Source organism: Candidatus Roizmanbacteria bacterium (genome assembly GCA_016700135.1).
Classification (GTDB): domain Bacteria; phylum Patescibacteriota; class Microgenomatia; order UBA1406; family GWC2-37-13; genus UBA1450.
Window position 1 is genome coordinate 128,542 of record CP065004.1, and the last position, 12,414, is coordinate 140,955.

Sequence of the window (12,414 nt, forward strand, 5' to 3'; positions counted from 1 at the left end):
CAACCTACTTTCTAAAAATCCAATCCTATGCTATTCTAAGATGTATGAGAAATAAAGAACAACCACATATACTTCACAATTTTGAAGGCAAAAACATTGTCAAAACCGTTTCAGTTCCGTTTATTGTTCTCGTTCTTGCCGGAGCTCTTGTGCTCGGCGGTGCGACGGGATTTCTTGCCAATATGGTAACTTCAAAATCCATGTCTTCCGGAAACTCAGATACCAATAATTCCGAAACCTCAGAAGGAGGGTCAAAAACGAGTGCCGGTATCCTCGATAAAGAAACCTTTAAAGATACGGCTGAAGGAACGCTTCGTGAAGGCGGATTTGAAGGTGAAGGCAGCTTCCACCTGGAAAGACCCGGAGGAGAATCTCAGAACGTATATCTTACATCTACAACAGTTGATCTTTCCGAATTTGTTGGTAAAGAAGTCCGGGTTTGGGGACAGACCTTTGATGCAAAAAAAGCCGGTTGGCTCATGGACGTCGGATATATTGAGGTAAGCCAATAATATTTTCTAATATCTTCGCCCTCTCTTTAGACTTCTTATAAATGGTATAACTACATCACTTTTCATGATTTGCATGTGAAAAGTATGTACTTTGAAAACTGAATAGCGTGAAAATCTTCACTATACAACGAGAACACCTGTATGTTTTGTAACTTCTCAAACAATGAAGTGATCTGAAAGGAGATCATACAATGAAACGGCTTTTCTCTATATCCATCATGCTCCTTGGGCTTGTCGTTATGATTTTGCTGACCTCGCAAAGTGTTTGGTCAATTGAGAATGGAAGGTATACGTGGATTTCTGGATCTGGAGACAGTATGCCTTTGAATACTCATCAAGGAATCAGTGCCGATGGAAACCTGGTTGCGTATATCACTAAGGATATTGAGGGAGATCTTTATGAGCAGGCTTACTTGTGGGACAAGCGCACGGGAAATTCGGAAAGAATTTCTCAATATTTTTCTACTCGCGTGGAGAACGTCCTTGTTACGCAGGATGGTAAGTATGCTATCTACGTAGGGTACGAGGCAGACTATGTATCAAGGTTCTACGACATCTCTCTTGGGAAGGAAACCGATCCTTATATTGGCGTTTCTGCATCTTCAGTATCAGCCCATGGTGATTACTTTGTTGGTTTTTTGTCCTCTGGCGAACATGTACTTTACAATAGAGTGACAAGAACGTATGTCCCTGTGGAAGAACCGATTGGTGGGGCGCCGGGAGAACCGTGGGATCTGCTATCTGTAGACTTCAATGGAGACTATCTCTACTATAGCTACATCAAAGATAGAGAAACCTACTCGTCCAAATATGCCATTTATGATCTTGAGACAGGAGAAACGCAACATTTTCTCTACGATAATGACACAGGTGAGTGGGTTGGCAGTAAACTACAGGTAGTATCACAAAATGGGAAAACAATCCTTTTCCTCGGCCAGAGTTCGGCTGTTTGTGAGGGTTACTACTTGTGGAATGTCCCGGAGAAGGCGTACCAGTGCGTAAATTTGCAACAAGGTGAATATCTTGCCCTATCAGGAGATGGAAGGTATCTGATAGGCACTTGGGAACAAAAGGACCAAATCTATGACTTTGAGACGGGTGAGGAAACAGTAATTCGAGCGCACATCATATGGGATCAATACTATTTTGCTTCGGAAGCAAATACGATACTTCTGATCACGACTGATCAGATTGACCCAGATGATCTCGACGCTTCGTATGATCTCTATCTCTATGAATTCGACGATAGCTCCGATCCTACCGAGACTTCAACTCCTACGGTAACACCTACACCGACAAGCACCCCGGATGCTTCTCCCACTCCAACCCCCACACCGACACCGGAAGGGTTTGATGTGAAGGAAGATGCGTGGAGTTTTGAGAACGCGGGATACGACATCACCTGGGAGCATTTCCGTGCGGCGTTTGGGGATGGTCAGACGATGAAAGCGAATGGAGAACCTAGCGATAGAGCGGATAATGAATTCAAGGGTAGAGGATTTGAGTCTATGGCTGACGGAGGACTTTGCTTCGGATACAATCTGACTACATCGAAATTGTATGCCGATCTCCCTCATGGATTCTCACTCCCATCCGGATTCACAGAATACGAGACGGTGCATGACGTCCCGAGTCCTGGATATTCCTTCGGAAGTCTACAGAAAGGTGTACTCGGAGATTATCTTGCCACATACTTCCTGTACTCACAAGGGACAGAGTTTCTGACACAGTATGTTCAAAATCAGAATCTTTCGTATGCTCAGATCGAGTCTCGCATCAAAAGTTCGATCGAAGGCGATATGAATGATCCGCTTCTTTTGAATATCTACTATGTCCCGGCTTTTCCCTGGCCACTCAACTTCTGTATCGCACATGTGGTGACACCGTTCAAGTACACGGAAGACGTGACCGGCATGAATGTCTTTGTCTACGACGCAAACTATCCCGACCAAGAGAAGAAGCTGCGGCTGAGTAAAGATGGTACATGGGGGTATGAAGGCTGGGCAAGCACACAGGAGTGCCGCCTCAAGACATTCAATCCAGCCAGTCCGGAATATCATACAAAGCCGATCCTCGTCCCGATATCTTCCAGTACTGTCGCCGGAACACCGACACTCTTTCCGGAACATGGTAGTGAGGTCGCATCGATCATGAGTTTGACGAACGCATGGATATACCCTCAGGAAGGAATGTTCTTGACACTGCCTCTCAATGGGATATCAGACAGCGTTCACAGAACTCTTGTTGTCACAGATACCGGCAGAATTTCCGCGACCGTCTTCTACACGGATGGGATCAGCTCCAATATCGGTATCGCTTCCCCGGACTCAGTGATGTCAGTCGAGGCGATCGGTCCGACATACGGCATGACAGACGTTGTGGCATTTGATCCATCTGAGGCGTCTTTTGAGCTGACGGCAGGATCAACCTTGACCAGAACAATCAGTACGATCGTGTCTGAGGGTGATGCCGAGAAAGCAACACGGTTGACTTGCTCATATCCCGATTCGAGCATGACGTCACTGGCATCGGATATGCAGAAATCTGTCATCGCAGTATCAGAAGCATTGGAGCATTGTCACCTCGTTGTAGATCAAGATGTAGAGTTGGCATACACCTTGCCGTCTCTGCCATCCGGCTCTACAGTCACGCTAGCAGTTCAACCTGATCAGTCACTTTCAGTAGGGATCGATACTGACGGTGATGGGAGTGTAGATACCGAGATCCTCGTCGAGCATGAGGATACGACCAGGTATTTATACCTACCGCTGATCGAGAGATAGGATGTACAGTCCTACTTAGAAAGCCTTGGAGCAGATCATTTGCTCCAAGGCTTTTTTTATTGCATTTTCTCAGCAAAAAAGAAACTAGAGTTACAGGTACGGTAGTGAGTGTATTGATAGGCATCTTTGGTATTTTTATCAACAACTCCTAATTCACCATTTTTATCTGGTATTACCCAGTAAGTTGATTTTTCTCCAAATACCCGTATACGATCTCCCGGGTGGACTTCATACTTCACCCTCAGCTGTTCTTGCAGTCGAGAGAATTGGTTCGATGGGTCAACAGGAGGAAGTGATGGATCCCGTTCTTTCTCAGGAAACCCAATGATCCTTCCGTAACAAGGTTGCTGATAGATTGTATAGAAATTGATATATGACCTGGTATAGTCCATCTGCCAGATGTGTACCGTAGCGTACGTCCCATCATCTTTCAGAATGTCAAAAGATCCATGCCTATCACAACTATTCCCTTCTCCGTATACCTGTGTGTCCCAATCGCAGCCAGGACGTGTCGCATTATCAAGTACTACTCCCTCCACGTATCCTGCATTCAAAAGAACAATCGGATCATATTGCCAGCGTAAGTAATGTCCTGCGGAGAGGAGAAGGCACAAGAGCACAAACAAAAATATATACCTCTTGTTTCGTATCGATTTTATACGTTTAAACATACATTCATTGTAGCACTACGAGAATAAATATTGAACATCTTAAGTACAATACCAATTTTTTACTTTATACTTTTTGTTCCATCCTTTATACTGATATCTATGATTTCTTTTCAGAACGTATCGGTAAAATATCCTCTCGGTAATATCGCGCTTGACAGTGTTTCGTTCGATGTTGAAGACCGGGAATTTATTTATCTGGTCGGACCATCAGGAGCAGGCAAAACCACTATTCTTCGGCTCCTTTTGAATGATACAAAACTCACTGAAGGCAGCATTCTTATTGACGATATGGAAATTACACCGGCAAAATTTAAACAGGCCGCCCAACTCCGCCAAAAAATGGGTGTCGTGTTTCAGGACTTTAAAATACTTCCTGATGATAACGTTTATGAGAATGTCGCACTCAGCATGCGTATCAAGGGATATCATCCGTCCGAGATTAAAAAGCAGGTTACCGAATCTCTTCAGCTGACCGGAATTGAAGATAAAATGTATCAGTTTCCCGCACAACTTTCGGCGGGAGAACTTCAGCGTGTGGCTATTGCCCGTGCCGTAGTCGGAGACCGGCGCATTATTCTGGCAGACGAACCCACGGGAAATCTGGATCCGAAAACGACCTGGGAAGTAATGAAGATTTTTAAGGAACTCGAAAAAACAAAAACCATTCTTTTTGCAACACACAATACCGATATCGTGAATAGTATGAAGCGGCGCGTTATCGTTCTTAAGAACGGCAAAATTATAAAAGATAAAAAGAAAGGGGGATACGAACTATGAGCGATATTCTGACTTCACTTCGGAGAACACCATATCAAACATTTGCTGCACTGTCGGTACTCTTTTTTACGCTGCTTTTGTCGGGCTTATTGTTTATTTCGCTAACCTTTTTACAAGGGCTTCTTAACTATGTTGAAACTCGTCCCCGTATTATTGTTTATTTCCAGGTGAAAGCCGAAGAGGACCAGATTTTTGCTGCACGTGACAAACTGGAAGCATCCGGCAAAACAGCTGACATAACGTATGTTTCAAAGGAAAAAGCTTTTGAAATTTATAAAGAATTTACGGAAAATGATCCCCTTCTTGTTGAGATGACTTCAGCTGAAATTTTGCCTGCTTCTCTTGAAATTGATGCAAAAAAACCTGAGTATTTGCCGGAGCTTGCTGACATGCTGAAAAATCAACCCGGGGTTGATGAAGTGCAGTTCCAAAGAGATATCATAAACAATTTGCTTAACCTTACATCAAATGTGAGACGGGTCACATTTATCTTTTTCAGCTATCTCATGTTTATGTCTATCATTGTGTTGACGACTACATTGTCATTTAAAATTGCATTGAAACGTGAGGAAATCAGTATTCTGAAACTTCTCGGGGCAACGAACATGTATATCCGCAAACCGTTTATCGGTGAAAGCGTATTTTTGGGAGTGCTTGCGACAGCTCTTTCCAATATTGTGCTGATCGGCGTGTTGATTCTCATGAATGCTTTCCTTACGGAATACTTTGCGGACTTAGGGAACCTGAATATGTCTTTGTTCGGACTTCCGCTTCAGGTGTGGCCGTTCAGCCTTCCTTTTGCGATTCTGACTTTATCTGTCACGGCTGTCTTTAGTCTCTTTATTACTCTCATCTCAAGTTTCGCTGCAACAAACAGGTACCTGTAATATTTTCCTGACTGAAGTATGCTTGCAGGTTGAGTTTGGCATCGGTTACAATGTGCTTGTTCATGAAAAAAAAATTACTCACGACTCTATTTCTGACTCTTCTTACCGCAGTTCTTACTGCATCAATATCTGTATTTGCTGAGGAACCGACAGGTACTCCGACTCCGACAGAAGGCCAAAGTCAGGCACAGTCACGCTCGGAACTGGAAAAGAAAATTGCCGAATACGAACAAAAACTCGGTGAAGTCAGATCACAAAAAAATACACTTTCTGCACAGATCGAATACATGGACACACAACTTTATATTGCGGAACTTCGTATCAATCAGACGGAAGCAAAAATTACCGAAACCGAAAAGGAAATTGATGTCCTCGGCGCCCGTATCACTAATCTTGATTCATCGTTAGATCAGCTCTCCGAAACCCTGCTCCAGCGGATTGTTGCAGGATACAAAAACAGAAGTGCAAACACGCTTGATATTCTTCTTGACAGCACGAATGTGTCAAAACTGGTAAACAGGCTGAAATATTATCAGCTCGCACGGGACAGGAACCAAAAAGCACTACTGCAAGTACAGGAAGCAAAAAGCAATTTTGAGGAACAAAAGGATTTACGGGAGAAGAAAGCGGAACAGCTGGCTTCGCTGAAGACCACGCTTGACTCACAAAAGCTTGAAGTCTCAAGACAACAGGACGAAAAACGAGTCTTATTAACTGCAACCCAGAATGATGAAGCAAAATACAGTGCCCTTCTGGAAGAAGCACGTCGTCAGATTGCTGCTTTTAAAAGCTTCGTTCGGATCACGGGAGCAGGAATCATAAGTGCTGACGGACTCGGTACAGGCGAAGGAGGATGGTACCTGTCACAGCGGGATGAACGATGGGCCGGTGCAGCAATGGGTTCGTCAAGCGAATCAGTTCTTGACGTCGGTTGCTTTATCACGAGTATTTCAATGGTGATGCGTCATGACGGTGTCAGCGGATTTACACCGCTTGAACTGGCATCAAATCCCAAATATTTTGTTCCCGGTACGGCATATATGTATATTCCGTCAAATTTTAACGGATCCTGGCCAAACGGAAAAAACTATCGAAATATAAGTTCAAGCCAACTGTCGGATTATCTCAACCGGGGAATCCCTGTTATTGCAGGCGTACGGGGATCAAGTCACTACGTCGTACTGAAAAAAGTAGACGGATCAGATTATATTATGAATGATCCGATTTACGGACCTGATAAAAAAGTTTCCGACTATTACTCCCTTTCAGGGCCATACGGAGTCTTTGAATAGTTGATTTTTTGTTATACCATTATGTATCATATTTATAATGGTATTAATTCTTCTCTTATTGATCTATCCCTTCTCCGTATTTGCCGCCGAAACAAATGCTGATATTTACATCAATGAATTCCAAATTGAACCATTACAGCAGGTTGAAATCGTGAATCGGGGAATCAGTCCTTTTGATATATCCGGCTGGTATATTGACGATGACGGCGGGACAAGCTACTACACAGTATCCCAAAGAACAATTATTGAGCCGAATTCCTGCGTAGTAATTGAAGGAAAATTCAATCTGAATAAAGCCTCCGGTGACACAATACGATTGTTTGATTCTACCGCTCCTCCGACTGCTACACTTTCAGGACTTATCGATTCCTATACCTACGATACCAGTCGGGGAGAATTTATTTCATTTCAGAGAATACCCGACGGCTCGGAAGGCTGGTTGCCGGAACCTTCAACTTTGGGAAATTGGAACGGAACAAAAACCTCCTGTCAAATACTGCCCTCTCCGACACCGACACTGATCTCAACACCTATTCCCGAACAGACACCGACACCGTCTCCGACAGATATACCACCTGTCACGAACATCCGCATATCCGAAACTATGGTGTATCCGGATTCAGGAGCAAATGAATGGATTGAGCTTTACAACCCGAACAATCACGATGTAACACTCCTCAACTGGTATATTGACGATACGTCTGATGCAGGTGCCTCTCCGAAAAGATTTACGTTACTGCTTCCTGCAAAAGATTATGGCGTGTATGAACTTTCTTCAGGGATATTTAATAACAGCGGAGATTCAGTAAGACTGTTGAATTCTTCAAACATAGTTATCGATAGTTTTTCATATCTGAATGCACAAAAGGGTTTGAGTGTGGGCAGGCCGGAGATAATGACAGAAGCCGTCTGCCGTATGGAACCGACAAACGGATATGAGAATGAAAGCTGTTCGGAAACAACACATGCGACCCCAGAACCACCTGCTCCCGAAGTAACGCCGATACTTTCTCAATTCATCACAATACCAGAGAGTAATACGTCTGAATCAACTGTTTCGGACTATATGATCGTTGTTACGATGCCGGAAACCCGACCAAAGAACCCTGACATACTCGGAACAGATGACTATGTCAACCATTCTGAAGATGGTCAAAAACTCATTTCACTCTCATCACTCTCACCTTTATATTCTCTCCTTTCAATTATTTCACTAACTGTTAAAATGAAATTGAAGTAGTTCTTTTTTTTATGAATATCAAAAAATTTCTGTTGGCATGGGGACCTGCGCTTGCTTTGATGATCACGATTTTTTTCCTGTCATCCCGTCAGCGCATTGCCGTTTCGGAAGTCTATACCATAAATTTTATTGTCTTTAAATCGCTGCACGTGATCGAATATGCTGCTCTGTTTTTTTTGGTGTTTCGCGGATTTTATCGGACACTTTCACACAAGAACATGAAGAAGGTTTTTCTCTATGCCATTGTAACAACATTCCTTTACGCACTTTCAGATGAGCTCCATCAGACATTTGTCCCGACCCGAAACGGATCAATAAGAGATTTGTTCATTGATAGTATTGGAATTCTACTGTGTTTTCAGTATACTAAAATTAATCTGGCCAAATTGAAACTATTTTTATGAAGAACATTGTTGATTCAATACATCATTTATTTATCCCCCGTCATACCAACAACTTTAAGTCGAAGATTCTGCATCATGACTTTCTGACAATATACTTGGCATTTGCACTTATTCTTACCGCAGGTATTACCCATATTCAGAACACATCAGGATCAATACTCGGTTACGCCACGGATATATCGCCTCAGAAACTGCTTGAACTGACGAATCAGGAACGTCAGAATTCCGGTCTGGACCCTTTGCAGTACAATGATAAACTTGCCGACGCGGCAAGAAGAAAAGCAGAAAACATGTTTGAGAAAAATTACTGGGCACATTATGGTCCCGCCGGGGAAACTCCCTGGGAGTTTATACTCGGATCAGGTTACCAATATGAATTTGCCGGCGAGAATTTAGCGAAAAACTTTCTGTTCAGTGACGGTGTGGTAAAGGCATGGATGGAATCTCCGACACACCGCGAAAATATCATGCGGAAAGAGTATACGGATGTGGGTTTTGCAGTGGTGAATGGAGTACTTAACGGTGAAGAAACCACTCTCGTTGTACAGATGTTCGGGAAACCTCTTTACGGAGTCGCAGAGCAGCCTCAAAAGGAAGAGCAGCAAGCCCAGCCTCAGGCTGCACAGCTTGAGACTGAAGCAGAAGCTCCTGCACCTGTTGCCGCTCCGCAAACTTCCGTACTTTCCGAAGGTAATAATCAGACTCCGTTTTATTCCATATTCCTGGATATTAATATGGTCTTCTTTTCAGTACTCATTCTGGCACTTATTCTTGATTTCTATTTTGCATCGAAGCTCAATCTCATTCACATTAAAGGCAAAAATCTGATACACATTCTCTTTTTAAGTACCGTTACTATCGGGACAATTGTTATTATTAAAGGTTCAATTCTCTAATTTATGCACCTGATCAAACAAATTAAGAAAGAATTCAAGAAACACCCGTTTGATTATCTGCTTTTCATGACGGTCTGTGTCTTTTTTATCCTGGCGCTGAATATTTTCAAAGGCGAACGCCTGCTCGAATTTATCATACTTCTCGCATTTGTTTCCTTTTATATCATTTGGGGAATTTATCATCACATTATCGAAAATACACTTCATCTCAAAGTTGTGCTAGAATATGTCCTCATAGGATTTACCGTATTGTTCCTTATTAAAATACTGATCATGCCGTAACGGTTATCGGTATTGACACAAGTTACTCTAACTATCTATGAAAGGTATTATTCTCGCAGGCGGACGTGCTACCAGACTTCGACCGCTTACCAAAATTACATCCAAACAGCTGCTCCCGGTCTATGACAAACCGATGATCTACTACCCCATCGAAACGCTGATTAAATCAGGAATAAAAGACATTCTGATCATTATTTCACCTGAATATGCTGGACATTTCCTCAATTTGTTAGGAAGCGGAAAAGAGTTCGGGGCACGATTCACCTATGAGATCCAGGAAGAGCCGCGCGGTCTGGCAGATGCTTTCATTGTAGGAGAGCACTTTATCGGAGATGACAACGTCACCATGATCCTTGGTGACAATATCTTTGATGAAGACTTCTCTGAGATTGTGCAAAACTTTAAAAGCGGCGGACATGTTTTTGCAAAGGAAGTACACGATCCGCAACGTTACGGAGTCATCGAATTTGACGAAAATAATAACGTATTATCTATCGTTGAAAAACCTGAGTCTCCGAAAAGTAATTACGCCATGGTGGGATTGTATGTCCTTGACAACAGAGCCGCACAGTTCGCTAAAAATGTACAGCCGTCATCACGCGGTGAAATCGAAATTCCCGATGTCATCAACCAGTATCTGAAAAAAGGTGAACTGAAAGTATCCACGCTCAAAGGAATCTGGGAAGATGCCGGCACATTCGATAGTCTTCTCCGCGTCAACAACTACTGGGCAGATAAGGCCAAACAAAATCCAACTCAATAAGCAAATGGTGAGCGCAGTAATCAAAATTTGTGAATGAAGTGGATGTCCGATCCACCAGATGGCAGAGGACACGTTCAGAATCGGAACAGGTGGCCGAGTTTGGGGAACCTCATATCTTTAGCGAAGTAATCAAAATTTGTGAATGAAGTGGATGTTCGAGCTGTCAAGAATTGGCGAGTTCACTTCTGAACAAATTTTGTGGTACGAGCATGACAACATCATTTTTCAACCTTTACTTCTTCCTCAAATATAAGTAGAATAAAAAATATGGATACCATTCAAATATTACTCCTTATTGTTCTTGTCATTTCCACCATTTTCCTGACAGTCGTCGGCATTCAGCTTACACTTGTCCTTTTCGAACTCCGAAAAACACTCAGTAATGTCAACAGAATCATCAAAGGGTTTGACAGTATCGGGGTCGGACTCCAGCACGGTATCGGCGAAGCCACAGGATTTATCAACGGATTTAAAACCGTATTGAAGGTTATTGATTTATACAAAAGCGCAAAAAATGACAAACCAAAAAAATGATTCTCAGAATTTCTGGTCCGGATACGCGCTCGGAATGCTCTCAGGCTCCGTTCTCATGTACGCTTTCGGTACGAAGAGCGGACGGGACACGGTAAAAAAAGTTTTGGAACACACGGATACACTTGAACACAGTATCGAAGATATTCTCCACCTCATCCAATCCAACATGCTCTCCGCATCAGAGGAAGAAAAGAAAACTGAAAAATAAGTATGAAATGTGTGAATAAGTTACGAAAGATATGGCACTCATAGGGAACTAACATCTATGAGTAAATGGGGAGGAGATCAGCTTCGAGTAATTAGGAGTTATGACTGGCAGTACAATAGAGATCTTATGAAAAAGATACGATCTCTATCAGACTACAATCAGTCAGATGTAGCACAAATCAGAAACGATGTTCTGACATTTGCAGAGAAGTACGGGATACAAGCTGCAGTTGATGCATATGGGATATCACGAAGGACATTGTTTCGATGGAGGAAGAGACGGCGAGATTCAGAAGGGCAGTTGGATAGCCTGATACCAGAGACAACCAAGCCAAAGACACCCCGACGTATGGAGACTCACCCGAAGGTCATATCCTTTATCAAAGAGATTCGAGAACAATACTTTTGTTTGGGAAAGGAGAAGATCAAGCCCTTACTTGATGAGTATTGCCTACAGGAAGGAATTTCAACTATATCTGAGTCAACCATTGGAAAAGTGATCAAAAGACACAACCTGCAGCGCAAGACCTACCGGATCTATCACAATCCAGCAAGTGGCTTTGCAAAACGGAAAGTAAAGTACCGACAGAAGGTCAAGCGGTCTCCCAAGGTGGAAGATACCGGATACATTGAGATTGATACCATCACGAAGTTTGTACACGGAATCAAGCTGTATGTCTTCAATGCAGTGGACATCAAACTCAAATTCCAGTTCTCCTACGGATACTCAAAACTCAACAGCCGAAACGGTGCTGATTTTATGAGAAGACTGGAACTAGTATACCCAATACAAGATGGTATAAAAACCATACAAACAGATAACGGCCTCGAGTATCTGGGAAACTTCCATGACTATCTGGAAGAAAACAATATCCCACACCTCTTTATCTACCCCAGATGTCCCAAGATCAATGCCTTTATTGAGCGAGCAAACAGAACACTCCAGGAAGAATTTATGAACCCCTACATCTATACCAAGTGGACCGGTATCGGATCATTCAATCGTCACCTTATTGAATACCTCGTCTGGTACAATACAAAGCGAGTTCACAAAAGCCTGAACAATATTTCACCTATGGATTACCTATTATCTATTTTACCTAAAGAGTGCCATATGTATGGAACTCATACAATGTGTTGACTTTTAAGTGAGTGTATAGTATATT

The 12,414-nt window shown here is 42.8% G+C and carries 14 protein-coding genes; 13 read left to right on the plus strand and 1 reads right to left on the minus strand.

The window, feature by feature from the left end; translation table 11 throughout:
* Positions 1 to 44 precede the first annotated feature (44 nt).
* Positions 45 to 512 (plus strand): hypothetical protein, encoded by a 468-nt coding sequence (locus IPM65_00655; GenBank protein ID QQS44103.1) that lies wholly within the window; start codon positions 45 to 47, stop codon positions 510 to 512.
* Positions 513 to 829: 317 nt separating this feature from the next.
* Positions 830 to 3,295 (plus strand): hypothetical protein, encoded by a 2,466-nt coding sequence (locus IPM65_00660; GenBank protein ID QQS44104.1) that lies wholly within the window; start codon positions 830 to 832, stop codon positions 3,293 to 3,295.
* A gap of 56 nt (positions 3,296 to 3,351) precedes the next feature.
* On the opposite strand, the gene IPM65_00665 is transcribed toward IPM65_00660, so the two are convergent.
* Entirely contained in the window at positions 3,352 to 3,966 is a 615-nt protein-coding gene (locus IPM65_00665; protein ID QQS44105.1) for a hypothetical protein, read from the minus strand.
* 99 nt (positions 3,967 to 4,065) lie between these two features.
* Between IPM65_00665 and IPM65_00670 the strand changes: the two genes are divergently transcribed.
* The 11 genes from IPM65_00670 to IPM65_00720 all read left to right on the plus strand — a co-directional run bounded on the left by IPM65_00670 (position 4,066) and on the right by IPM65_00720 (position 12,389).
* Positions 4,066 to 4,743, plus strand: a complete 678-nt coding sequence (locus IPM65_00670) for an ATP-binding cassette domain-containing protein (GenBank protein QQS44106.1) — start codon at positions 4,066 to 4,068, stop codon at positions 4,741 to 4,743.
* Positions 4,740 to 5,630 (plus strand): FtsX-like permease family protein, encoded by an 891-nt coding sequence (locus IPM65_00675; protein QQS44107.1) that lies wholly within the window; start codon positions 4,740 to 4,742, stop codon positions 5,628 to 5,630. The genes IPM65_00670 and IPM65_00675 overlap by 4 nt, the downstream gene beginning before the upstream one ends.
* Before the next feature lie 62 nt (positions 5,631 to 5,692).
* Positions 5,693 to 6,922 (plus strand): C39 family peptidase, encoded by a 1,230-nt coding sequence (locus IPM65_00680; protein ID QQS44108.1) that lies wholly within the window; start codon positions 5,693 to 5,695, stop codon positions 6,920 to 6,922.
* A gap of 37 nt (positions 6,923 to 6,959) precedes the next feature.
* The gene (locus tag IPM65_00685) at positions 6,960 to 8,162 is read left to right on the plus strand and encodes a lamin tail domain-containing protein (GenBank protein ID QQS44109.1); all 1,203 of its coding nucleotides are present in this window, start codon (positions 6,960 to 6,962) and stop codon (positions 8,160 to 8,162) included.
* Positions 8,163 to 8,173: 11 nt separating this feature from the next.
* The gene (locus IPM65_00690; GenBank protein ID QQS44110.1) at positions 8,174 to 8,566 is read left to right on the plus strand and encodes a VanZ family protein; all 393 of its coding nucleotides are present in this window, start codon (positions 8,174 to 8,176) and stop codon (positions 8,564 to 8,566) included.
* Entirely contained in the window at positions 8,563 to 9,462 is a 900-nt protein-coding gene (locus IPM65_00695; GenBank protein QQS44111.1) for a hypothetical protein, read from the plus strand. Before IPM65_00690 ends, IPM65_00695 begins: the two co-directional genes overlap by 4 nt.
* A gap of 3 nt (positions 9,463 to 9,465) precedes the next feature.
* Positions 9,466 to 9,744 carry a hypothetical protein gene (locus tag IPM65_00700; protein ID QQS44112.1) on the plus strand — a complete coding sequence of 93 codons (279 nt, stop codon included), beginning with the start codon at positions 9,466 to 9,468 and terminating at the stop codon, positions 9,742 to 9,744.
* Positions 9,745 to 9,781: 37 nt separating this feature from the next.
* Positions 9,782 to 10,507: an NTP transferase domain-containing protein gene (locus tag IPM65_00705; GenBank protein ID QQS44113.1), complete on the plus strand. Its 726-nt coding sequence runs from the start codon at positions 9,782 to 9,784 to the stop codon at positions 10,505 to 10,507.
* A gap of 267 nt (positions 10,508 to 10,774) precedes the next feature.
* A complete protein-coding gene (locus tag IPM65_00710) occupies positions 10,775 to 11,041 on the plus strand; it encodes a hypothetical protein (protein ID QQS44114.1) in 267 nt (88 codons plus the stop codon).
* A complete protein-coding gene (locus tag IPM65_00715; GenBank protein QQS44115.1) occupies positions 11,022 to 11,249 on the plus strand; it encodes a hypothetical protein in 228 nt (75 codons plus the stop codon). The genes IPM65_00710 and IPM65_00715 overlap by 20 nt, the downstream gene beginning before the upstream one ends.
* A 57-nt stretch (positions 11,250 to 11,306) precedes the next feature.
* The gene (locus IPM65_00720) at positions 11,307 to 12,389 is read left to right on the plus strand and encodes a transposase (GenBank protein ID QQS44116.1); all 1,083 of its coding nucleotides are present in this window, start codon (positions 11,307 to 11,309) and stop codon (positions 12,387 to 12,389) included.
* The last annotated feature ends 25 nt before the right edge of the window (positions 12,390 to 12,414 follow it).